The organism is Streptomyces atroolivaceus (assembly GCF_000717025.1).
Taxonomy (GTDB): domain Bacteria; phylum Actinomycetota; class Actinomycetes; order Streptomycetales; family Streptomycetaceae; genus Streptomyces; species Streptomyces atroolivaceus.
This window is the reverse complement of sequence record NZ_JNXG01000005.1, coordinates 104,524-127,462: the sequence shown is the minus strand read 5'-3', so window position 1 is coordinate 127,462 and position 22,939 is coordinate 104,524. Positions and strand designations below refer to the sequence as shown.

The 22,939-nt window shown below is 72.6% G+C and carries 18 protein-coding genes; 8 read left to right on the top strand and 10 right to left on the bottom strand.

Going from position 1 to position 22,939, the window contains the following annotated elements:
- Positions 1–137 precede the first annotated feature (137 nt).
- A complete protein-coding gene (locus OO67_RS13800) occupies positions 138–1,097 on the top strand; it encodes a GNAT family N-acetyltransferase (protein ID WP_033300170.1) in 960 nt (319 codons plus the stop codon).
- Between the two features lie 203 nt (positions 1,098–1,300).
- Positions 1,301–2,212 (top strand): GNAT family N-acetyltransferase, encoded by a 912-nt coding sequence (locus OO67_RS13795; protein ID WP_033300169.1) that lies wholly within the window; start codon positions 1,301–1,303, stop codon positions 2,210–2,212.
- Here OO67_RS13795 and OO67_RS13790 read toward each other — a convergent pair.
- Positions 2,184–3,578, bottom strand: a complete 1,395-nt coding sequence (locus OO67_RS13790; RefSeq protein ID WP_033300168.1) for a GH1 family beta-glucosidase — start codon at positions 3,576–3,578, stop codon at positions 2,184–2,186. The genes OO67_RS13795 and OO67_RS13790 overlap by 29 nt on opposite strands.
- Before the next feature lie 203 nt (positions 3,579–3,781).
- Here OO67_RS13790 and treZ point away from each other — a divergent pair, with 203 nt between their 5' ends.
- Together treZ and OO67_RS13780 are read left to right on the top strand one after the other, a co-directional pair.
- Positions 3,782–5,542 (top strand): malto-oligosyltrehalose trehalohydrolase, encoded by a 1,761-nt coding sequence (gene treZ, locus OO67_RS13785; RefSeq protein ID WP_033300166.1) that lies wholly within the window; start codon positions 3,782–3,784, stop codon positions 5,540–5,542.
- Positions 5,543–5,617: 75 nt separating this feature from the next.
- Positions 5,618–6,634, top strand: coding sequence for an aldo/keto reductase (locus OO67_RS13780; protein ID WP_033300165.1), 1,017 nt, complete (start codon positions 5,618–5,620; stop codon positions 6,632–6,634).
- A gap of 9 nt (positions 6,635–6,643) precedes the next feature.
- On the opposite strand, the gene OO67_RS13775 is transcribed toward OO67_RS13780, so the two are convergent.
- Together OO67_RS13775 and OO67_RS13770 are read right to left on the bottom strand one after the other, a co-directional pair.
- Entirely contained in the window at positions 6,644–7,774 is a 1,131-nt protein-coding gene (locus OO67_RS13775) for an aminopeptidase P family protein (RefSeq protein ID WP_033300164.1), read from the bottom strand.
- An 89-nt stretch (positions 7,775–7,863) separates the two neighbouring features.
- The gene (locus tag OO67_RS13770; protein ID WP_033300163.1) at positions 7,864–8,490 is read right to left on the bottom strand and encodes a nucleoside/nucleotide kinase family protein; all 627 of its coding nucleotides are present in this window, start codon (positions 8,488–8,490) and stop codon (positions 7,864–7,866) included.
- Positions 8,491–8,577: 87 nt separating this feature from the next.
- On the opposite strand from OO67_RS13770, the gene OO67_RS13765 reads away from it, so the two are divergent.
- Complete coding sequence (locus tag OO67_RS13765; protein ID WP_033300161.1) at positions 8,578–8,964, top strand: VOC family protein; 387 nt, start codon at positions 8,578–8,580, stop codon at positions 8,962–8,964.
- 32 nt (positions 8,965–8,996) lie between these two features.
- Here the strand turns inward: OO67_RS13765 and OO67_RS13760 are convergent, their stop codons facing one another.
- From OO67_RS13760 to OO67_RS13745, 4 genes are all read right to left on the bottom strand, one after another.
- Positions 8,997–9,902: a LysR family transcriptional regulator gene (locus OO67_RS13760; RefSeq protein WP_033300159.1), complete on the bottom strand. Its 906-nt coding sequence runs from the start codon at positions 9,900–9,902 to the stop codon at positions 8,997–8,999.
- 30 nt (positions 9,903–9,932) lie between these two features.
- The gene (locus OO67_RS13755; protein ID WP_033300157.1) at positions 9,933–11,126 is read right to left on the bottom strand and encodes a glycine C-acetyltransferase; all 1,194 of its coding nucleotides are present in this window, start codon (positions 11,124–11,126) and stop codon (positions 9,933–9,935) included.
- Positions 11,127–11,168: 42 nt separating this feature from the next.
- Positions 11,169–12,197 carry an L-threonine 3-dehydrogenase gene (gene tdh / locus OO67_RS13750; RefSeq protein WP_033300155.1) on the bottom strand — a complete coding sequence of 343 codons (1,029 nt, stop codon included), beginning with the start codon at positions 12,195–12,197 and terminating at the stop codon, positions 11,169–11,171.
- Positions 12,198–12,473: 276 nt separating this feature from the next.
- Positions 12,474–12,926, bottom strand: coding sequence for a MarR family winged helix-turn-helix transcriptional regulator (locus OO67_RS13745; protein ID WP_033300153.1), 453 nt, complete (start codon positions 12,924–12,926; stop codon positions 12,474–12,476).
- Positions 12,927–13,060: 134 nt separating this feature from the next.
- Between OO67_RS13745 and OO67_RS13740 the strand changes: the two genes are divergently transcribed.
- The 3 genes from OO67_RS13740 (at position 13,061) to OO67_RS13730 (ending at position 18,134) form a co-directional block, all read left to right on the top strand.
- Entirely contained in the window at positions 13,061–13,534 is a 474-nt protein-coding gene (locus OO67_RS13740) for a MarR family winged helix-turn-helix transcriptional regulator (protein WP_033300151.1), read from the top strand.
- 145 nt (positions 13,535–13,679) lie between these two features.
- Positions 13,680–15,266, top strand: a complete 1,587-nt coding sequence (locus OO67_RS13735) for an MFS transporter (protein ID WP_033300150.1) — start codon at positions 13,680–13,682, stop codon at positions 15,264–15,266.
- Positions 15,267–15,713: 447 nt separating this feature from the next.
- Positions 15,714–18,134 (top strand): GTPase-associated protein 1-related protein, encoded by a 2,421-nt coding sequence (locus OO67_RS13730; RefSeq protein WP_033300149.1) that lies wholly within the window; start codon positions 15,714–15,716, stop codon positions 18,132–18,134.
- Between the two features lie 68 nt (positions 18,135–18,202).
- Here the strand turns inward: OO67_RS13730 and OO67_RS13725 are convergent, their stop codons facing one another.
- From OO67_RS13725 to OO67_RS13715, 3 genes are all read right to left on the bottom strand, one after another.
- Positions 18,203–19,087, bottom strand: coding sequence for a peptidoglycan-binding protein (locus tag OO67_RS13725; RefSeq protein WP_033300147.1), 885 nt, complete (start codon positions 19,085–19,087; stop codon positions 18,203–18,205).
- A 28-nt stretch (positions 19,088–19,115) separates the two neighbouring features.
- Positions 19,116–20,657, bottom strand: a complete 1,542-nt coding sequence (locus OO67_RS13720; protein ID WP_033300146.1) for a DUF6519 domain-containing protein — start codon at positions 20,655–20,657, stop codon at positions 19,116–19,118.
- Positions 20,658–20,760: 103 nt separating this feature from the next.
- Positions 20,761–22,926, bottom strand: a complete 2,166-nt coding sequence (locus tag OO67_RS13715) for a hypothetical protein (protein ID WP_033300145.1) — start codon at positions 22,924–22,926, stop codon at positions 20,761–20,763.
- Between the last annotated feature and the right edge of the window lie 13 nt (positions 22,927–22,939).

Here is a 22,939-nt window from a genome sequence, read left to right as displayed (position 1 = left end):
CGGGGTGTCCAGACGATGCCCGTTTCCGGCCCGCCTGACCTGCGTGGCAGTGGGGAAATACCGCCCGCTGGGCGCCGTGCGGTTGCTATCGTCACGGGCCGCCGCCACCGCGCGCGGCACCCCGTCGAGGAGACTCCGTGATTCCTGCACCATCGGAACTGACCATCCGTCCGCTCACCGGGGCGGACGAACTCGGTCTCTTCTGCCGCCTTTCCTACGTGCTCGACCACGAGCTCGCCGACGACCTCGCCACAGGGCGCCGTCGCCCCGACTGGATGTGGGTGGCCCTGCGCGGCCGGCGAGTCGTCGGCCGGCTCTCCTGGTGGACGGGGGAGGAAGGCGGCAGTCCTCAGTTCCTGGACTTCTTCGACCTGGACGACACCCTGCCGGAGCCGGAACGCGGCGCGATCGGGCTGGAGTTGCTGGAGAAGGCGACGGCCGCGGTCGTCCCCGCCGGGGCCGCCCGGCCGGAGTACGGCCGGTTCGTCCCGCCGGACTGGCGCGAGGACCCCGTCGCCCGCGATGCCGTGGAGGCCCGGACACGGGTCATGGAGGCGAGCGGCGCCCGGATGCTGGTCGAGCGGCTGCGCCTGGAGTGGCGGGCGGGGACGCCGGTGCCCGAGGACACCGGCCGGCTGGTGTTCCGCCCGGTCACCGGACGCGAGGACCTCGTCGCGCTGATGACCCCGGTGATGGAGGGCACGCTGGACGCGCACGGACAGCAGGACCTGGCGTCCGGGCTGAGTGCCCGCGATGCCGCGGAGAAGCAGTACGACGAGGAGTTCGCCGGCCTCAGGACGCCGCAGGAGTGGTGGCGGATCGCCGAGCTGCCCGGCGGGGAGCCGGTGGGCTTCGTCATTCCGGCGCGCAACAACTACCACCCGATGATCGCCTACATCGGCGTACTGCCGGTGCACCGGGGGCGCGGCTACATCGACGACATCCTGGCCGAGGGCACCCGCGTGCTCGCGGCGCAGGACGTGGAACGCATCAGGGCCGCGACCGACCTCGGCAACGTCCCGATGGCGAAGTCCTTCGAGCGGCTCGGCTACGTCAACTTCGAGCGTGCTTTCGACATGGTGTGGGACCAGCCGTAAACCGGTGGACGTGACGTGCCGGAGCCCGTAGCGTCGGCTCCCGGACATCCACCCGGACAGGGAAGGAGGCGAGACACGTGCGTGACCTCGGCAGCACCCGCAGCACCACGTTCACGCGCTCCCGCCCCGTCCGCAGGACGGTGTCGGACCCGGTCTGACCGGGGGCGCTCGCATCGCGTCACCGAGTCCCGGAGGACACCGCCATGACCGTTCCGGTCATCCGTCCGCTCACCAGGAGCGACGGACATCTCTTCGATTCCCTGCAGGGCCCCTCGCTCGTCGGCCGTGCCGCGTTCGGCCACCGCTACGCCACCGTGCAGGAAGGCGGTGAGTACCGCCCCGAGTGGACCTGGGTGGCCCTGCGCGACGGCGTCGTCGTCGCCCGGGCAGCCTGGTGGGGCGGGCCCGAGGACACCGAACCCGTCTTGCTCAACCACTTCGACTTCGCCGACGGCGAGGACGCGGCGGGCGCCGAACTGCTCCGCCGTGCCCCGTGGTCCGTCGAGTACGAACTGATCGTGCCGCCGGGCTGGCGGGAGGTGCCCGAGGTGCGCGCGGCGGCCTCCGCGCGGATCGCGGCGGCGGAGGCGGCCGGGATGAAGCCGCTGGTCGAGCGTTACCGCTACGAGTGGACGCCCGCGGACGGCCTGCCCGAACGGCCCGGGCGGCTGGTCTTCCGCGAGGAGCCGGACGACGCGGTGATCCTCGATGTGCTGCGCCGGGTCCACTCCGAGACGCTGGACGCCCACGCCCGGCGCGCCATCGAGGGCCCGGGCGGTCTGGAGCAGGCCGCCCAGGAGGAACTGGACTTCTTCAACTGGTGCCCCTCGCCCCGCTCCTGGTGGCAGCTCGCCCACACCCCCGACGGCGCACTCGCGGGCATCCATGTGCCCGCCCGCAATCCGGGCGGCCCGTGCATCGGCTTCATCGGCGTGGTCCCCGAGGCACGGGGGCACGGCTACGGCTACGACCTGCTCGTCGAGTGCACCCGCTTCCTCGCCGGTGAGGGTGCCACGGCCGTCGCGGGCGCTACGGACCGGGGCAACGTGCCGATGGCCACCGCGTTCGCCCGGGCGGGCCACCGCATCACCCAGGAGCGCGTTCACCTGGTGTGAGCGCCGGTTCGTGGGTGCCTCCCGTGCGCTGGGCGCGGATCACGTCGCGGTACCAGGCGTAGGACTCCTTCGGGGTCCGCCGCAGGGTCTCGTAGTCGATGTGGACCAGGCCGAACCGCTTGCTGGCACCCTCGGTCCATTCGACGTTGTCGGTCAGTGACCAGGTGAAGTAGCCACGCACGTCGACGCCCGCGTCGATGGCCGTACGCAGCGCCTCCAGGTGCCCTTCCAGGAAGGCGATGCGACGGCCGTCGGCGACGGGCTCGTCGACGGCGCAGCCGTTCTCCGTGATGTAGACGGGCGGCAGCCGGTCGCCGAAGCGGTCCCTCAGCTGACCGAGCGTCTCGGCGAGCCCCTGGGGGACGACGGGCCAGCCGAAGTCGGTGGTGTCGTAGCCCTCGATCTCCCTGATCCCGAAGGGGAGACCGGCCGGCATCGAGTAACCGGAGAAGGAGTCGAGCGCTCCGGGCCTGGGGGCGCCCACGAGCGTCGGGTTGTAGTAGTTGACGCCGTACCAGTCGAGAGGCACGGAGATGACCTTGAGGTCGTCCTCGACCGGCCCCGGCATCAGTGCGGCGAAGCCTTCGTCGGGATAGCGGCCGGTGAGGACCGGGTCGGCGAACAGCCAGTTGGTCAGGGTGTCGTAGATCTGCGCTCCCATGCGGTCCTCGTCGGAGTCCCCCGCCGTCCAGACGGGGGTGTGCGAGAGCGCGACGCCGATGTTGCCGGCGCCTGCGGCGCGCAGGGCCCGTACGGCCAGCCCGTGGGCGAGCAGCTGGTGGTGGGCGGCCGGGAGCGCGTCGAAGAGGAGCGTGCGGCCGGGGGCGTGCTCGCCGAGCGCGTAGCCGAGCATCGTGACCTCGGCCGGCTCGTTGATGGTGATCCACATGGGGACCCGGTCGGCGAGGCGTTCGGCCACGATGCCCGCGTACTCGGCGAAGCGGTAGGCGGTGTCCCGGTTGAGCCAGCCGCCCGCCTCGTCCAGCGGGAGCGGGGTGTCCCAGTGGTAGAGGGTCGGGGCCGGGATGATGCCGTGGGCGCAGAGTTCGTCGACGAGCCGGTCGTAGAAGTCCAGTCCTGCGGGGTTGAGCGAGCCGCTGCCACCGGGCACGACCCGGGGCCAGCTGATGGAGAAGCGGAAGGCGTCCGCGCCGAGCCCGGCGAGCAGGGCGACGTCCTCACGGTAGTGCTCGTGGAAGCCGGTGCCCCGGGTGGTGTCGGTGCCGTCCTTGATCCGGCCGGGCTGGGCGGCGAACGCGTCCCAGCCGGAGGGCCCTTTGCCGTCGGCGTCGAAGGCCCCCTCCGTCTGGAAAGCGGAGGCGGAGGCGCCCCACAGGAAGCCGGGTGGGAAGGTCGGCACGGTCATCTCGGCCTCCAGCAGCCGTAAGAGGGACCTCGTGTTACTGCCCGGGCTCCTCACGAATGAGCCGAAGCCGGTAGGGCAATGATCAGGACCAGACCTTAATCGCCACTTACGGGCTCGCTCCAGTGTCCCGGGGCCGTGCGTGCGAATTCCGCCGATCATGGAGCCTCCGGCGAGGCATCCGGTTCATGGACGAGGAGTGATGGATGCAGTTCGAGGTGTGGGCCCCTGAGGCCGGGTCGGCCCTGCTGTGCGTGGCGGGCGGGCGCCTGCCGATGGAGCGCGACCCGCTGCGCGCGGGCTGGTGGACGGCGGAGGCCGAGGCGGCGGACGGTGACCGTTACGGCTTCTCGCTCGACGACGGGCCCGTGCTGCCCGATCCGCGCTCCCGCCGCCAGCCGGACGGGCCCGACGGCGAGAGTGCCGTCGTCGACCACGCCGCGTACGACTGGCGTACCGCCTGGGCCGGGCGCGGGCTGCCGGGCGCGGTCCTGTACGAACTGCACGTCGGTACGTTCACGGAGGCGGGCACCTTCGACGCCGCCGCCGAACGGCTCGGCCACCTCGTGGACCTCGGCATCACCCATGTGGAGCTCATGCCCGTCTGCCCCTTCCCGGGAACACACGGGTGGGGGTACGAAGGAGTGTCCCTCTGGGCGGTGCACGAGCCCTACGGCGGTCCGGACGGATTGAAGCGCTTTGTCGACACGGCGCACGGGCTGGGTCTCGCCGTCCTCCTGGACGTGGTCCACAACCACCTGGGGCCCTCGGGCAACCACCTCCCGGCCTTCGGCCCGTACTTCACGGACACGCACCACACCCCCTGGGGCTCGGCCGTCAACCTCGACGCCCCCGGATCGGACGAGGTCCGCGCCTATCTGCTGGGCAGTGCGCTCGCCTGGCTGCGGGACTACCGCCTGGACGGCCTGCGGCTGGACGCCGTCCACGCGCTCGCCGACGGGCGGGCACTCACCTTCCTGGAGGAGCTCTCCACAGCCGTCGACACCCTCGCCTCGGAGCTCGGCCGGCCCCTCGGCCTGATCGCGGAGTCCGACCTCTGCGACCCCCGTACGACGACTCCGCGCCCGGAGGGCGGCATCGGGCTGCACGCCCAGTGGAACGACGACTTCCACCATGCCCTGCACACCGCGCTCACCGGGGAGTCCCAGGGCTACTACGCCGACTTCGCGACAGCCCCGCTTGCCGCCCTCGCCAAGACCGTGACCAGGGCGTTCTTCCACGACGGTACGTACTCCAGCTTCCGGAGCCGCACGCACGGCCGCCCCGTCGACGTCACCCGGACGCCCGCCCACCGTTTCGTCGGCTACGCCCAGACCCACGACCAGATCGGCAACCGCGCCCTCGGCGACCGGCTCGCCGCCGGGCTCTCCCCCGGGCTCCAGGCGTGCGCGGCGGCCCTCGTCCTCACCGGGCCGTTCACCCCGATGCTCTTCATGGGCGAGGAGTGGGGAGCCCGCACCCCGTGGCAGTTCTTCACCGACCACACCGACCCGGAGCTCGCCCGCGCCGTGCGTGACGGCAGGCGGAGGGAGTTCGCGGCACACGGGTGGGCCGAGGGGGACATCCCCGATCCGCAGGACCCGGCCACCAGGAACCGCTCCTGCCTCGACTGGAGCGAGCCGGAGCGCGAGCCCCACGGCCGGCTGCGCGCCTGGCACCGCGAGCTGATCACCCTGCGCCGCGCCCTGCCGGACCTCTCCGATCCGGACCTGGCCTCGGTGAGGACGGCCTTCGACGAGGAAGCCCGCTGGATCGCCTGCCGACGCGGCGACCTTCGGATCGCGGTCAACCTTTCCGGGAAGCCCGCCGCCATTCCGCTGGGCGCCGGTCGTCACCGGGCCGGAGGGGGAAGGGTACTGGCCGCCTGGGAGCCGGCCGAGGCTCCCGGTGCCGACGGAGTGCTGCACCTGCCGCCGGAATCGTGTGTCGTACTCGCCGACGACTGAACAACTCCCTTGCCTTCGTGTGCACTTCAACTCCTACAGTCACGGCGAGTGCTGGAGACCGGACAGAGGGAAATCATGAAGCAGCGTTTTCTGGGCCGTTCAGGCCTGCGTGTCAGCGAACTGTGCCTCGGCACCATGACGTTCGGCCAGGACACCGACGAGACCGAGGCACACCGCGTACTCGACACCTTCACGGAGGCCGGCGGGACGTTCATCGACACCGCGGACGTCTACAACAAGGGCGTCTCCGAGGAGATCGTCGGCCGCTGGCTGAAGGGCCGCCACAGGGACGGACTCGTCATCGCTACCAAGGTGTTCGGCACGATGGGCGAGGCGCCGAACGCGGGCGGGCTGAGCCGCAAGCACATCGTGCGGGCCGTCGAGGAGAGCCTGCGCCGGCTCGGCACGGACTACGTCGACCTCTATCAGACACATGTGTGGGACGCGACGACACCGGTGGAGGAGACGCTCTCCACGCTCGACACGCTGGTCAAGGCGGGCAAGGTGCGTTATCTGGGTGCGAGCAACCTGTCCGCGTCCCAGCTCCAGCGCTCCCAGGACCTGGCGCACCGCAACGGCTGGGAGCCCTACGTCAGCCTCCAGCCGCTCTACAACCTGCTGGCGCGCGAGGTCGAGTGGGAGCTCGTCCCCGTGAGTCTGGCGGAGGGCATCGGCGTCATCCCCTGGAGCCCGCTCCAGGGCGGCTGGCTGACGGGAAAGTACCGGCGGGGAATGACCGCCGCCGAGCCCGGCACCCGCGAGGCCCGCTACCAGACGGAGCTGGGCCGCGAGGCCTGGCGGGAAAGGGACAACGAGGAGACGTGGCGGGTCGTCGAGGCGGTCGTCGCGGTCGCGGACGAGGCCGGGCGCACGCCGGCGCAGGTGGCCCTGCGCTGGCTGCTCGGACGCCCAGGCGTCACGGCACCGATCGTCGGGGCGCGCACGTCCGGGCAGCTGACCGACAGCCTCGGCGCCACGGGCTGGGAGCTGACGCCGGACCAGGCGGCGCGTCTGGACGGGGCGAGCGAACGGCCACTGCCCTACCCCTACGACGTACTGCACCGGTTCCGCGACCGCGAGCCGCAGGACTGAGGGCGGGCCCTACTCGACGACCGCCAGTTCGCGAGCGGTGGTGTTCAGCCGCCTGCCCCCGTTCCCCGTGACCGTGACGATGTCCTCGATGCGGACGCCGAAGCGTCCGGGCAGATAGATGCCCGGCTCCACGGAGAAGCACATCCCGGGCACGAGCGGCTGCTCCTCGCCCTCGATCATGTAGGGCGGTTCATGGGTGGTCACGCCGATGCCGTGGCCCGTGCGGTGGATGAACCGTTCGCCGTAGCCGAATTCGGTGATGACGGCGCGGGCCGCCCGGTCGACGTCCTGGCACGCGGCTCCGGGCCGGACGGCCTTGCAGCCGGCGTCCTGTGCCTCCCGTACGACGTCGTGGACCCGCTGCTCCTCGGCGGTGGGTTCGCCGACGTGGACCGTCCGGGAGGTGTCGGATCCGTAGCCGTGCATCAGTCCGCCGAAGTCCAGGACGACCATGTCGCCCTGCTCGATGGTGCGGGCGCCCGCCTCGTGGTGCGGGTTCGCGCCGTTGGGACCGGAGCCGACGACGGTGAAGTCGACCTGGGAGTGCCCGTGTTCGGTGAGGAGTGCGGCCAGGTCGGCGGCCACGTCGCTCTCCCGGCGGCCGGAGAAGCGGACCTTCAGGATCTCCTCGTACGTCGCGTCGGCGGCGGCCCCCGCGGCGGCGAGCCGTTCCAGTTCGGCCGTGTCCTTGACGGCGCGCAGCATCGGCAGCGCCTCGGTGAGCGAGGCGTAGGAGGTGTCGGGGAGGAGCTTGCGCAGCGCCAGCAGGTGCAGCGCCCAGGCGTTGTCGCTGATCCCGAAGCGGCCCTTGGCATGGAGCAGACCGGCGGTCAGGGTGTACGGGTTCGCGGCGTCGGTCCAGTCCCGCAGGGTGAGCGCGGGGGCGCCCACCGCGCGCGCGGCGTCCGCCGCTTCGAGGGCGGGGACCACGAGGACGGGCTCGTGGCCCGCCCTGAGGACGAGCAGGGTGAGGCGCTCGGTGTCCGCGGTCGGCCGGTAGCCGGTGAGGTGGACCATGTCGGGCCCCGGGGCCACGAGGACACCGGCCAGGCCCGCGGCATCGGCGGACTCGGCCGCGCGGGTCATCCTGGCCCGGTAGTCGTCGGCGGTGAAGGGCACGGGCTGGTCGTTGCTGGGCATGAGTACCTCCTGGCGGGGCGACGCGGCTATCGGCATCCTGCCCGTCCTCGCGGGTGGACGCGAGCGGTTCGGGGCGTGCCGCACCCTGTTCAGCGAAGACGTACGACGAGGTCGGCGCGGTCGCGGTGCGGCTCGACCAGCCGGGCGTTGCGCTCGTCGGACCCGGCGACCCAGCGCTCGGCGTACGGGCGGGGCTTGCCGAACCGCACGTGCCGGTCGACGAGCCTGCTCACCCGCAGCGCCGGATCGGCGTCCACGAACCACACCTCGTCCAGCAGTCCGCGCACCGGCGCCCAGGGCCCCTCGTCCAGCAGAAGGTAGTTGCCCTCGGTCACGACGAGGGGGGTGTCCACGGGGACACACACCGACCCGGCGACCGGCTCCTCCAGGGCCCGGTCGAAGGCGGGCGCGTACACCGGGTCCGGGCCTTCGGGGTGGCGCAGCCGACGGAGCAAGGCCGCGTATCCGGCGGCGTCGAAGGTGTCGGGGGCGCCCTTGCGGTCGGCCCGGCCGAGGCGCTCCAGCTCCGCACCGGCCAGGTGGAAGCCGTCCATCGGGACGAGGACCGCGCGGCCTTCGAGCCGCTCGACGATCCGGGCGGCCAGGGTGGATTTCCCGGCGCCGGGCGCTCCCGCGATGCCGAGGATGCGGGGGCCGCCGGCGGCGGCGAGCCCGCGGGCGCGGTCCGTGAGCACGGCGAGGTCGCTGGTCTCCATGGCGGGCATTGTCCCCGCACCAGCCGGGCAGGCGTTAGTGTTACGTATAACGCTCACCGTGTCCGCACGCCGAGGACGAGGATCCCCATGTCCCACATCGCCCTGGCCACCCTGGTCGTCCACGACTACGACGAGGCCGTCTCCTTCTACACCGGTGCCCTCGGATTCGAGCTGATGGAGGACACGGACCGGGGCGACGGCTCCCGCTGGGTCGTCGTACGGCCGCGAGGCTCCACGGGCGCGGGCCTGCTGCTGGCGCGCGCCAAGGACGAGGCGCAGCGCGCGAGCGTCGGGGCGCAGACGGGCGGCAGGGTCGGCTTCTTCCTGCACACGGAGGACTTCGCGGGCGACCACGAGCGGATGCGGGCCGCCGGGGTCCGCTTCCTGGAGGAACCGCGGCACGAGGTGTACGGCTCCGTGGCGGTGTTCGAGGACCTCTACGGCAACCGGTGGGACCTGTTGCAGCCGGCCTGAGCATCGCCCTTCCCGAACGGTCACCGCCCGGTCTACGCAGGCCCGGCGGCCACCCGCAGCGCTTCCAGGACCGGCTTGATCAGCGGGTGTCCCTCGCCTCCCTGCCGTACCGCGGCGAAGACCCGCCGGGTCGGGGCGACGCCCTCCACCGGCCGCACGACGACCCGGTCGCGCTCCGTGCCACGCAGCGCCGAGCGGGGCACCAGCGCCACCCCTGCACCCGCCCCGGCCAGGGCGACCACGGCGTGGAAGTCGTCCGACGAGTGCTCCAGCAGGGGCTCGAATCCGGCGTACTCGCAGGCCAGGACCACCACGTCGTGGCAGGGATTGCCGGGGTACGGACCGATCCACGTGTCCTTGGCGAGATCGGCTACGGCCACGTGCTCCTGGCCCGCGAGCCGGTGACCGACCGGCAGCACCGCGTCGAAGGGCTCGGAGTACAGCGGCACCCGGGTCAGCCGCCGGTCGTCGTCGCCGGGCGCGCCCCGGTATTCGACGGCGACCGCCACATCGACCTGGCGGTCCAGCACCATGGGCACGCTCGCGTCGCCCTCGGCGTCCTGCACCCGCACCCGGATACCCGGTGCGGTACGGGTGAGCTCGGCGATCGCGGGCGCGAGGACGAGCCCGATGCCCGTGGCGAACGCGGCGACGGTGACCGTCCCCGCGACGCCGGCGCTGTAGTCGGCGAGCTCCGCCTCCGCCCGCTCGAGCTGGGCGAGGACCGCGTTGGCGTGGGTCAGCAGGATCTCCCCCGCCGCGGTCAGCCGGGCACCCCGCGCCCCGCGCTCGACCAGCCGGTGGCCGGTCTCCTGCTCCAGGGCAGCGAGCTGCTGGGAGACCGCGGAGGGGGTCAGGTACAGCGCGGCGGCCGCGGCGGTCACCGTGCGGTGGTCGGCCACGGCACGGAGGATGCGCAGCCGCCGTGCATCGATCATGCGCTCATTGTCCCAGCTCGCGGGGCGCGCCTATGCCTCCAGCGCGGCGCGCGCGTCGACGAACGCGTCCACGGCGCGGTTGACGTCGTCGGTGGAGTGCGCCGCCGAGAGCTGGACGCGGATGCGCGCGGCCCCCTGCGGGACGACCGGGTAGGAGAACCCGATCACGTACACCCCGCGCTCCAGGAGCAGCTCCGCCATCCGGCCCGCCTCCGCCGCGTCCCCGATCATCACGGGGGCGATGGCGTGGTCACCGGGCAGGATGTCGAAGCCTTCCTCCGTCATCCGGGAGCGGAAGAGCGCGGTGTTGGAGTTGAGCTGCTCACGCAGGTCGCCCGCGGACTCCAGCAGGTCGATGACCTTGAGGGAGGCGGCGGCGATGACCGGAGCGAGCGAGTTGGAGAAGAGGTACGGGCGCGAGCGCTGGCGCAGCAGCGCGACGATCTCCGCGCGCGCGGCCACGTAACCGCCGGACGCACCGCCCAGTGCTTTGCCGAGCGTGCCGGTGATGATGTCGACGCGGTCCATGACCCCGTGGAGCTCGGGGGTGCCCCGGCCGCCCGCTCCCACGAATCCGACGGCGTGCGAGTCGTCGACCATCACCATGGCGCCGTAGCGGTCGGCGAGGTCGCAGATCTCGGCCAGCGGGGCGACGTAGCCGTCCATGGAGAAGACGCCGTCGGTGACGACGAGCCGGCGGCGGGCCCCGGAGGCCTCCTTGAGCTGCTGCTCCAGGTCGGCCATGTCGCGGTTGGCGTAGCGGTAGCGCTTCGCCTTGGAGAGGCGGATGCCGTCGATGATGGAGGCGTGGTTGAGGGCGTCGGAGATCACCGCGTCCTCGGGACCGAGAAGGGTCTCGAAGACTCCGCCGTTGGCGTCGAAGCAGGAGGAGTAGAGGATCGTGTCCTCCTGCCCGAGGAAGGACGACAGGCGCTGCTCCAGCTCCTTGTGGACCTCCTGGGTGCCGCAGATGAAGCGGACGGACGCCAGCCCGTAGCCCCAGCGGTCCAGCGCCTCGTGGGCGGCGGCGACGACCTCGGGGTGGTCGGCGAGGCCCAGGTAGTTGTTGGCGCAGAAGTTGAGCACCTCACCCGCGCGGCTGCCGGAGGTGACGGTGACGGTCGCGGACTGCGGGGTGCCGATGACCCGCTCGGGCTTCTGGAGTCCGGCGTCGCGGATCTCGTCGAGGGTGGTGCGCAGGTCGTCGCGTACGGAATCGAACATGAAGGGTGTCTCCCAGGTGGATACGGGTGCGTACGAGGAGCTTCAGGCGGCCCAGTCGAGCAGGACCTTGCCGCCGAGACCGCTCGCGGCGTCGTCGAACGCGGCCTCGAAGTCGCGGTAGCCGTACCGGCCGGTGATCACCGGGGCGAGGTCGAGCCCGCCCTCCAGGAGTACGGACATGGCGTACCAGGTCTCGTACATCTCGCGGCCGTAGATGCCCTTGATCGTGAGCATGGAGGTGACGATCCGGGACCAGTCGACGGGGAATCCGGCGGACGGCAGGCCGAGCATCGCGATGCGGCCGCCGTGCGTCATGTTCGCGATCATGTCCTGCATGGCCTCGGGGCGTCCGGACATCTCCAGGCCGATGTCGAAGCCCTCGCGCAGCCCGAGCCGGCGCTGGCCGTCGGCGATGGTCGCGCCGCCGACGTTCAGGGCGAGGTCCACCCCGACCTTCCTGGCCAGCTCGAGCCGGGCCTCACTCACGTCGGTGATGACGACGTTGCGGGCTCCCGCGTGGCGGGCGACGGCGGCCGCCATGATGCCGATCGGGCCCGCACCGGTGATCAGCACGTCCTCGCCGACCAGCGGGAAGGACAGCGCGGTGTGCACGGCGTTGCCGAACGGGTCGAAGATCGCGGCGATGTCGAGGTCGACCTTGTCCCGGTGGACCCAGACGTTCGACGCGGGCAGCGCCAGGTACTCGGCGAACGCCCCGTCCCGGCCGACACCGAGTCCGAGGGTGGAGCGGCACAGGTGCCGGCGCCCCGCGAGACAGTTGCGGCACTTCCCGCAGACGAGGTGGCCCTCGCCGCTGACCCGGTCGCCGATCTTGATGTCGACGACGTCCGCGCCGATCCCGGCGACCTCGCCGACGAACTCGTGGCCCAGGACGAGCGGCGTGCGCACCGCCTGCTGAGCCCAGCCGTCGTAGTCGCGGATGTGCAGGTCGGTGCCGCAGATCCCGGTGCGCAGGACCTTGATCAGCACGTCTCCGGGGCCGGTCTCCGGCTCCGGTACGTCCATCAGCCACAGTCCCGGCTCGGCCTTGTGCTTGACGAGTGCCTTCACGGCTGCGGCTCCCTGTACCTGGTACGTGCGAACGACCCGGGCCGGCGCATGCCGAAGTCGGCCTGCGGCCCGGGATGGCGGGGACACGGCGGACGGGACAGGGCATGGGGCCTGTCACCGCGCTCTCTGCCGCCACCGAGAAATGTGCCGCACACCGGCCTTCAGGTCCATCGAGGATTTCTTAAGCGGCGCCGTAGATCCTCTTCAGGCCTCGCCCGGCCCGCACTTCGGCCGCGCTCGGACCGAGGCACCGGGGCGGTGCCCGCGTGCCATGCCTCAGGGCCGGGGCCAGGGACGTCCGTCGAGGTTCTCGATGTCGCTGTTGAGGCGCTTGAGGTACGTGGCGAAGACGGCGACCTCGTCGGGCGACCAGTCGGCCATGACCCGCTCGAGGCCGCCGATGTTCCGCGCACGTTCCGCGTCGAGGCTGAGTTCGCCCGCACGTGTGATGCGGAACTTGCGCGCGATGCCCCCGTCGGGATCCGGGATCCGTTCGGCGAGGCCCGCCCGCAGCATGGCGGCGGTCTGCCTGTTCAGGGTGGACGCGTCGAGGCCGAAGGCATCGCTGAGCTGGCCGATGGACATCGGCCCCTCCATACGGATCCGGCTCAGCAGGGTGTACGCGCTGCGGTCGAGGTGTCCGCCGCCGCGCCTCGACCGGGGGGCGCTCAGCAGATGCCGGCCGAGCAGCATGGTCTCGAACTCGATCAAGTGCGTCGGCTTGTCCATCGGTCCTTCTCTCGACCGCCTTCGCGGCGCCTCGGGGCTCTCCTGGGGCACATATACCACCCGTGACACCCCTCGACTTCACACCATCTTTAGGTATGTTGACATAGCTATTTATCGGTACCTATGCTGGGGAGGTGCCCGATCCCACCGCGCCCGACCAGGACCTCGACCGCGTAGTCTCCGCGCTCGTGGCGTCCCTGCCTGCGCTGCACCGGGGTCTGGAGCGGAAGGTCGCGCACGAGTTCCCGCACCCCCGGCTCCCCGACGGGCAGATGGCCCTGCTGTTCCTCGTCGAGGAGCGCGAGGGCATCACCGTCCGCGAGGCGGCCGAGGCCCTGCTGATGAAGCCGAACAACGTCAGCGCCCTCGTCTCCCAGCTCACCGACCGAGGGCTGCTCGAGCGCAGGCAGGACACGGCCGACAGGCGGATCGCCCATCTGCACCCGACGGCCACGGCCCGGGAGCGGCTCGCCGAGGCGCGGACGATCAAGGAAGCACACCTGGCACGCGCCCTGCGGACGCTCACCGAGGGAGAGCTCGACGCCCTCGGTGCGGCCCTGGGCGCCTTGACGTCACTGAACGGGCACCTGCACTCCCCCATCGGCTGACCCCGGCACCGGTTACGGCCGCGACCGGCAGGACCGGTGCTCGGTGTGCGGCGACGGCGGGATTCCGCCCCGTGCCCGAGCCCTCGCCGCCGTCCCCGCGGCCGAGGCACCTCTTCACCCCACGTTTCACAGACAAGGCTTCCGCATGTCCTCCACCACCGTGGACACCTCCTCCCTGCCCCACAGCAGTCCACCCGACGTGCCGAGGAGCAGGCGTGCCAATCCCTGGCTGACGCTGATCGCCGTGGCCATCGGCCTGTTCATGGTCAACCTCGACGGTTCGGTCGTCGCGATCGCCAACCCGGAGATCGGCCGGGACCTGGACGCGTCCACCGCCGACCTGCAGTGGGTCACCAACGCCTATCTGATCGCCATGGCGGCCCTGCTGATCCTCGGCGGCAAGCTCGGTGACCGCCTCGGCCGGCACACCGTCTACATGGTCGGCACCGTCGGCTTCACCCTGGCCTCGGTCGCGATCGCCCTCTCCGGTTCCATCGAGGGCGTCATCGCCTTCCGTGCCGTCCAGGGCCTCTTCGGTGCACTGCTGATCCCCAACACCCTCGGCCTCCTGCGCGCGGTGTTCCCGCCCCAGAAGTTCGGCATGGCCGTGGGCCTCTGGGCCATGGTGGCGTCCTGCTCCACCGCACTCGGCCCGATCGTCGGCGGTCTGCTCATCGAACACGTCAACTGGGAGTCGGTGTTCTACATCAACGCCCCCATCGGCGTCTTCGCGCTGGTCTTCAGCCTGTTCGTCCTCCCGAAGAGCAAGGACTCCACCGGGAACCACCGCTTCGACGTGCCCGGCGTGCTCCTGCTCTCCGTCGGCCTGGTCGCCCTGATCTTCGGCGTCGTCAAGGGGGAGACCTGGGGCTGGGCCTCGGGCGGAACCCTGGGATCGATCGCCGCGGGCCTGGCCGTGCTGGCCGTCTTCTGCTGGTACGAGACGCGCCAGGAGCACCCGCTGCTGCCGATGCGCCTCTTCCGCAACCGTTCGCTGACCATCGGCACGATCGTCACCGCGATCAACTTCTTCGTGATGCTCGGTGTCATCTTCTTCGTGATGCTGTACCTGCAGAACGTGCGTGGCTTCACCCCGGTCGAAGCCGGTGTCCGCACCCTGCCGTTCAGCCTGGCCACGGTGGTCGCGGCGCCGCTCGGCGCCGCCCTGACCCAGCGCTTCGGCCCGCGGCTGACCATGCCGGTCGGCATGGTCCTCCAGGCGGCGGCCTCCCTGTGGATGCTGACCTGGGACGCCGGTTCCGCGTTCTCCGCGATGTGGCCGCCGTTCCTCGCCATCGGTCTGGGCGTCGGCATGGTGATGTCGGCGTCCTCCGACGCCATCGTCGGCAACGCGCCGCGGAAGGACGGCGGCGTGGCGGGCGGCCTGCAGGCCACCTCGCTGCAGATCGGCGGTGCGCTCGGCACGTCGGTCCTGGTCTCCCTGATCAGCGGCAAGGTGGGCTCCACCCTCACCGGTGAGCTGACCTCCGCCGGTGTCCCGGCCGGCGCGGCGGCCGGCTTCGGGGAGGCCAAGGACGCGGTGGCCATGGGTGTCTCGCCCGTGTCGGCCGACATGCCGGCGCAGCTGAAGGCAGCGGTGATCGAGGGCAGCGGAAACGCGTTCATGAACGGTGTGCACTCCGCCGTGATCGTCACCGCGGTCCTGTGCGCCGCCGGCGCCCTGCTGGCAGCGTTCGGCATGCGCGGCCGCCCCGGGGCCGTGGCGGGCTGAGGCCCCGGGGCGGCCGGGCCGGGAGCGGGAGACGCGTGCGCGCCTCTCCCGCACCCGGCCCGGCCGCGTTCAGGACCGCGGTACGAACGCCCTGACGGCCTCGCACAGCCGCTGGGGCTGGTCCTCGGGGATGAGGGTGAAGCTGTCGGCGATCTCCACGAGTTCGCCCCTGGGCAGCATCTCCGCCAGCCGGCGGCGCCACCCGGGTCCTCGTACTCCACCACTCCCGCGGAAAACGTCACCTCGGTCGTACGGCCAACCTGGAGCCACCTCGTGCGGCGTGCGGCCCAACGGACAGTCAGGGCTTGATAGCGTCGCCCGCACGACTGCGGAAAGCTCCCCGCCGGGGTCGTCGCTCCGCCGGGCCGGGCCGCACCGACAGGGCGGCGAGCGGCGGCCGGTGCGTGTGACGGGGACGCACGTGGCAGGGACGATGAGGGCCTACGCATGAGCCTCCCGCAGTTGCACTACACCTCCGCAGCGGCCGGCGACGGGGAGACCGGCGGCCGGTTCACCGCCGTCGACCCGGTGATACCCGGGCCGGTGCGTGCCGAGGCCGCACCGCTTCTGGCGTACGAGGCACCGGCAGGCACTCCTGAGCGGCTCTCCGACGCCCAACTCCGCGCGCTTCCCGTGGCGTTCGGCTATGCCGCGCTCTCCGACGGCAGCCACCTCCTCAGCCGTACGGTGGCCACGGGCGCGGGCGGATTCCACGCCCACGCCGTGCACCTCCCGCCCGGGACACCGATACCCGGCCGGGTGCTCCCGGTCGCCGCGTGGGGGGCCGCGGGCTGGCTCTCCGCGACACCGGACCGCCTGCCGCACGATCCCCTGACCTCGATGTCCACCGCGCACGGCCCCTCGCACGGGCTCACCCGGGAGGGCCTCGGTGACTTCGCGGTGTCCCGCGGTCCGTGGCTCGCGGCGGTTCTCAGCGACCTGCGCCGCGCGAGCGAGGACCCGTCCGCGCCCCCGGTCGTGCTCGTGGAGCGGCAGAGCGCGGATGTGGCCCGCTGGGTCGCCCTGGCCACCGCCGTGCTGCCTCCGGAGCATGCCGAGCGGCTGACCTTCACCACGTACACCCGGCATCCCGGACGCGGCGCGCACCAGGTCATCGGTGTCCTTCCCGAGGACGCGCCCGACGCCCGCGACCCCCGCTTCCGCGTGCACGCCGCGTCAGGTCCGCGCCCGTCCGGGACCGTGGACGACGCCTGGGCGGGAACCGCCGCCCGGATCTGGCGCAGTCGGTCCCCCCAGCTCTTCCCGGAGGCGGCGGATCTGCCGGGCGAACCGTTCGCCGCTGGGCCGCTCGCGGTCACGGCGCTCGGCGCCGGCATCGCGCTCGGGTCCGGTGAGCGGGCCGCGGCGGCCGACTGGGCCGCCGAGCGTCCCTACGCGCTGGACGAGAAGCGCACCCGGCAGCTGACCGACGCGCTGACGGCGCCCGCCGACGACCGTACGGCCGCGGAGTGCGCCGCGGCGCTCCGGCTGCTGACGGCGCTCGACGGCCGCTGCCCCGCGTCCGTGACCGCACCGCTGGCCGCACTGCTGGTGAGGGAGGCGGTACGGGGTGGCGACGTGAGCCTGGAGCCGCCCACGCGTTCGGCGTTCGAGGAGCCCGAGGGAGAGCGCGCGCTCGCCGCGCTGGTCGAGGAGCTCGCTGACGAGCTGCTGGCCGAGCTCACCGCCGGGGTGCCCCGGGGTGTCGCCCGGACGGTGCAGCTGCTGCGGATCGCCCGGCTGCTCGGCGTCGACCGCGCCGAGCCGCTTCCCGACGTCGTGGGCCGACTGGCCCGCGCGCTGCTGCAGGACCCCGAGGCGGGCGCGTGCCGCGCGCTGGCGGACCTGCTGGACGAGCAGTTCGACGTACGTACGGCGCTCCTGGGTGAGCTGGACCGGCTCGCCCCGGACCACCCCGCGGACACGGAGCGGCTGCTGATCCGGGTGACTCTGCCGTTCACCGGGACGCAGGTGCTGCCGCATCTGCGGATGTGTGCCGAGGCACCCGGTGCGAAGGCGCGGGGCGCGGACCGGGTGGGGGTCCTGCACACGGTGCTGCGCGCGGCGGGCATGTCCCCGTTCGCCGAGCCGCTCGTGCTGCGGACCGCTGTCGGCCTCGTATGGGGTGAGGACACCCCCACGGCGGGTGAGGCCCGGTCACTGCTGGGCGAGACCACGTCGGACGCCCACCGGACGGCCGGCACCTGGACGCACCTGGTCGGCGCCGCGCTCGCCGCGCCCGCCGGTGACGAAGACGCCCCCGAGCTCGCCCACGACCTGCTGCGCGGCTTCCCGCAGGAGCTCGACGACCGGACGCGCGCCTGCCTGATGCTGCTGGACTTCGCGCGGGACATGCGCTCGGGGACCGGGGAACCCGGCTGGACGGACCGCGTCCGGACGCTGCGCGGACGAGCCGGACCGGCCGAGGCGCCTCTCCTGGCCCTGGAGCACGCTATCGGGGCTCTGGCCGGGCGGCTGCTCGCTCCCGGCCGGCCCGAGGAGGAGCTGTACGCGTTCGTCCACAGCGAGGACGAGGGACTGATCGCGGCCTACGGCAGGTCGGGCCGCCGCGACGAGGTCCTGGCGCTGCTGCGCGCGGACCCCGCGTACGTGGCGGACTGCTTCACCGTGTGGAACGCCCACCCGCACGCGGGCGAGGACTGGACCCGGACCCGGACCGCCCTGCTGGAGGATGTGCTGCGCCCCGTGGTGCGCGCCCTGTCCCCCGAGGGTCTCGCCGCGGTGGAGCAGGCCGTGGAGCACGGGGGAAGCAGTCGCACCCTCGACGCGTTCCGCGCCTGGAACCGGCCGTCCCGCTCCATCGGGCGCCTCGGCAGAAGGATCGTGGGACGGGTGCGCCGGGGGTGACGGAGGTACGGGCGCGGCGGTCCTCCTTCCCCGTCGGGGGGAGGACCGCCGCGCCGGTGTGACCGCGCTCAGACGTTGGGCACCTTGAGCTTGTCCCAGCTGGCCTTGCCCGGGATGCCGTCAGCGCCGCTCCCCGAGTAGCCCAGCTTGCGCTGCCAGGCGGCGTAGGACTTGCGGTCGGCCTCCGACCAGTCGGGGCCCGGGCCGACCTCGTACCGTCCGCAGCCCTCGGACACGAGTCTCCTTCCCATCGCGGTGATGACGGCACTGCGCCGCCCGGCCCGGAAGTAGGCCGCTCCCGGGAACGGCTCGTACTTCGCCGGGGGTTTGGGGGCGGGCGGCTTCGACGGACCGTCCGGCCCGTCTCCGAGCCGGGTCTTCACCCTGCCGCGCATCGAGTCCATCGTGAACCCGCGCGGGTCGATCTTCCCCGGCTGCCACTCCTTGTGGCCGATCACCGAGCGCTGGTTCCAGCCGTGCGCCCGGCATATCGCGGCCGCCGCCTTCTCGATGGCCGCCAGCTGGGCAGCGGGCCACGGGTCCTTGCCGTCACCGAGGTTGACGCACTCGAAGCCGTAGAACGACCGGTTGCCGTCGGTGTTGGCCTCGTTGTCGGCGGGCAGTGCCGTTTCGTTGATCACCGCGCGCAGCACGTCGTCGTCGCCGAGTCCGGCGTGGTTGGCACGGCCGTGGCCGACCAGGTGGACCGTGCCGTCCTTGGCGATCACCCCGTGGCACAGCGGGCCCGGCAGACTGGAATGGCCGTTGTAGCAGAGCTCCACGGAGCTCTTCGTGCCCGAGGTCACGGTGTGATGGATCATCACGCCGTACACAGGACCCCATGGTCCCTTGTGGTTGCGGTTGTGCGTACGCCAGCTCCGGTGCTCGACGACGTGCAGGCCCTCGTCCCGCAGGGCCTTGAGCAGTTTGTCGGCGGACAGAGGCGTTGCCATCGTGGTGCTCCTTTACCCAGGTGGTGCGTCAGTTCTCGGGCTGTCCCTCGTCGTCCTGCCCCGCCTTCCGGCCCTCCGAACCGCTGGTCTCCGCGGCCTCGGCCTCCGCTTCCGCCTCGGCCTCGGCGGCGAGCGCCCGCTCGTCGGCCGCGGGGATGACGGTGGCCAGGGGCGCGAACGTCATGCGCAGGTCCGCGACCGATCCCTCCCCCAGCACCCAGGCCAGCGGTGCGTGGTGCACGCCGATGCCCTTCGGGGACTGCAGCAGCGGGCGGCGTGCGGCGTCCGTCGGCCACTCGACGCCGCCCGTCGCCGTACGGGCCGGTACGGTCCAGTAGTCACCGGACCGGTACGTCCTGCCGGGCTCGAAGTACACGAACACACCGTCCTCCAGGGGCAGCCAGCCGCCCTCCTCGATCCGGAGTGCGCCACCCCGCGGCTTCCCCGTGGTCTGCTTCGTACGGCCGGTGGCGCCCCGGTGCCGGGAGCCGGGCCGTTGGTCCCAGCGCCGCAGGAACGGGTGGAGTCCGGGGCTCCGCCCGACCGACGGGTGCGGCTCGTCCGAGAGCCGGACGCGCCGTCCCGGCAGGTCGATCTCCTCGATCCGCAGCAGCGGCAGCGGCTCGCCCCGGCTGGTGTAGCCGGTGTCCACGAACTCCACCTGGTCGCCCACGTCCAGGCCGAGCTTGTCGTCGTTGCCGAGCGAGGCCAGCTCGACCCAGGTCCCGTCGATCCCGTCCACCGGGAGGGTGACGGAGCCGTTCTCCCGCGACCATTTGAACGTCGCCTCCTCCGCCGGGCCGCCCTCGTGGATCTCCACGCGGTACATCTGGTTCTCCGGGCCCCGGTAGCGGGCTTCGGGATCCACCAGGCAGGGGTCCTCGTCCGCGTGTTCGGGGCGCTCGCTGCGCGCCGCCATCCGCGCGGTCGGCTCCTGCGCCGCTGCCCATCGCGCGAACGCCTCGCGGACCTGGTCCTTGGTCGCCCCGTCCTCCAGCTCCAGCTGGGACCCGGGCAGCGGCAGTACCTGCCAGACGGTCCTGACCCGGGCCGCCGTGTCCGGCATCGCCGGCCCGAGCGCCACCTCACGCAGCGACGGGTCCTCGGCCGCGGTCACCGAACGCTCCCACACCTTGAGGCGGACGAGGTACGGGAATCGGGTGGGCAGCCTGTCGCCGGGGCGCTCCGGGTCGCGGTAGCCGTCCGGCTGGTCCCAGTAGGTCCAGGTCGCCGGGGTCTCCGCGTCGTCGCCGGCGTCCTCGTCCGCCGGGACGCCGGGCTCAGGGCGGGTCGCGTCCAGCAGGATCCCGTCGACGTAGTAGCGGCCGCCGCCGAGCGAGAGGTCGTCGAGCTCCCGGCTGCCGCCCAGGAAGCCGACCTCGAATCCGGTCGCGCCGCGCGGACCGCCGTGCTGTCCGATCAGGTCGGCCGTGGTGGTCCGGGCCAGGTGGAGCTGGATCGCGGCCTGTTCGTTGGCGTCGGCGTCCAGCTGGACCCGGCCCTGCTGGGCGAGGACCGCCGAGTAGCGGCGCTCGGGCCGGAAGGTGTCGCGGGAGAGATCTGCGTGCATGGGAAGGGGGCCCCCTCGGAAGTACGTCGGTTCGGAAGAGATCGGGGCGGGCGGGCCGGGGCGGGCGGCCCGTCGCGGTCAGGTCAGGTCAGGTCAGGTCAGGTCAGGTCACGGGGAGGATCCCGGCGTCCGTGCCGGCCGGGGTGTACTCGGCGAGCCTGGCCCGCAGGCTGTCCTCGCGCTGCGGTTCGTGGAGCCGGTGGAAGACCCCCATCTCGGATCCGTCGTCGGCGCCCCGCCGGATCTGCCACGGTCCGCCGTCGGCGAGCCGCCCGTACTCCGGAGTGCCGTACCGTTCGCTGCTCAGCAGCGGGCGTACCGCCCCGGCCCGCTCGGCGCCCACGAGGTCCGGCTGACAGCGGTGGCGCCGCGGGGTGCGTGAGCCGGGCGGCACGTAGGAGAACCGCAGACAGCCGATGCCACGCCGGGCCACCCTCAGCCGCCCGGTGAAGACGCTGTTCTCGGCGATCCCTACCGCGTGGGTGTGGACCTCACCGATGACCGTGGTGCGGTGCGCGTGCAGCACGGCGTGCGCGTGACGGCAGTCCGGGGCGGACAGCGCCGGCAGGCCGTGGCCGGTGGCGTCCAGGATGCTGTCGCGGATGTGGATCGCCAGGGGGTCGGTGCTCACCTCCTCGCCGATCACCTCGATGGTGCCGAGGATGCTGCGGTCGATGGACACGCAGGCGGTGGTCCTGTCCAGGACCAGGCTCGGCTCCTCGGGCGAGTGCGGACCGCAGTCCGCCTCCAACGACCAGCCGGGCACCAGCGTGCAGTGCCGTAGGACGACCGCGCCGACGGGGCCGCTGACGTGGAGTCCGCGTCCGGTGACCAGCAGACCGTCCAGCACGATCCTGGGAGCGTCGGCGTCGTCCTGCGTGCCTTCCTGAGCCCGGATGTTGAGCGCGTCGGGGCGGTTGCTGTACCAGTCGAGCAGCCGGATCACCGGACGGCAGCCCTCGGCCGCCCGCAGCTCCAGGCGGTCGCCGCGGCCGAGGTCGAAATCGAGCTGCTCCTGGTAGGCGCCGCTGTGGGTGATCTCGATGATCCCCTCGGCGCCGCAGTGCCCCGCCCGCCGGTCGGTGCGCCACTGCTCGTACGCGCCCATGATCTTCTGGTGGGCCTGGCCGGGGCCCACCCGGTAGGTCCGCGCGGCGGGTGGGGTGACGCGCTCGCGCGGGTACTCGCCGCCGCCCGTGTCGTCGCCGAAGGCGTGGTGATAGGTGACCCAGACCCCTCGGCGGGGCGCCGAACGGGACCCGAAGGCGATCCGGCCCAGCACCGGGTCGACCGCCACCTGACCGAGCCTGGGGCGGTAGCGCCAGCCGGACAGGTCCGCCACGACGATGTCCGACAGCGGCACGGGCTCGTCCTGCCCGTCACGCCAGACGGTGAAGCTCTTGCCCGGCCCGTAGTGGTCGGCCGGCCGGTCCGCGAGCTGCCGCCGGCTGATGGACGCGGGCACGTTGTCGATCGTCGCGATGTGTGTGGTGGAGGGTTCCGGCACCGGCCGGGTCACCAGCGCGGTGTCGTTGCCGAGGATCGAGAACGTGTACAGGCTGCGGGCCCGGTCGACGCAGTACGCCGGTGCCCGGCTCACCCGGCAGGGCTTCAGCCGCCAGACGAACAGGCCGACCCCGGCGGGCGAGTGGCCGCCCCTGCGGCGTGGCGAACCCGCTCTGCGCACGTCGACGGACCGCGCCGCCGTGTCGAACGGCCCGCCCGCCAGGTCGAGACGGCCCCCCTCGCGTACGTCGGCCAGCCTGCCGCGGCCCAGTCTGCGCAGGTCGGCGGCCTCCGTCCCCGTCCCGTACAGCCGGACCGGCTGCTGGTGGGAGACGAGCCGGGAGAACTCCACGGCCCTGGCCGGCCATCCGGCGACGTCCTGGGCCAGCTCCTCCAGCAGGGCGAGGGTGCCCTTGCGGCGGCGGTTGGCGACCGTGGCCGCGACGTCGCGGCGGGGGGCGAGTGCCTCGGCGAGCCGGGAGCGGGCGTCCACGTCGTCCGCGTCCCCGAGCCCGGCGGCCTGGACCCGCTCGTACCCGGGCAGCGGCCGGTAGCCCACCAGGTCGCCGAGGTAGGGCAGCACCCAGGGCGCGGCCGTCTCCACGAACAGGTTCTCGTAGCTCTGGTCGACTCCGTCGCGTACCCGGTCCACCTGCTCGGCGATCACCGCGAGCAGTGCCCGCAGCGGCTCCCCGCCCTCCGTGTCCCGCAGCCGGTGCCACTGCGGGAGCAGCTCCGCGAGTCCGTCCGGTTCCCTGCTCATGCGACGCTCCCTT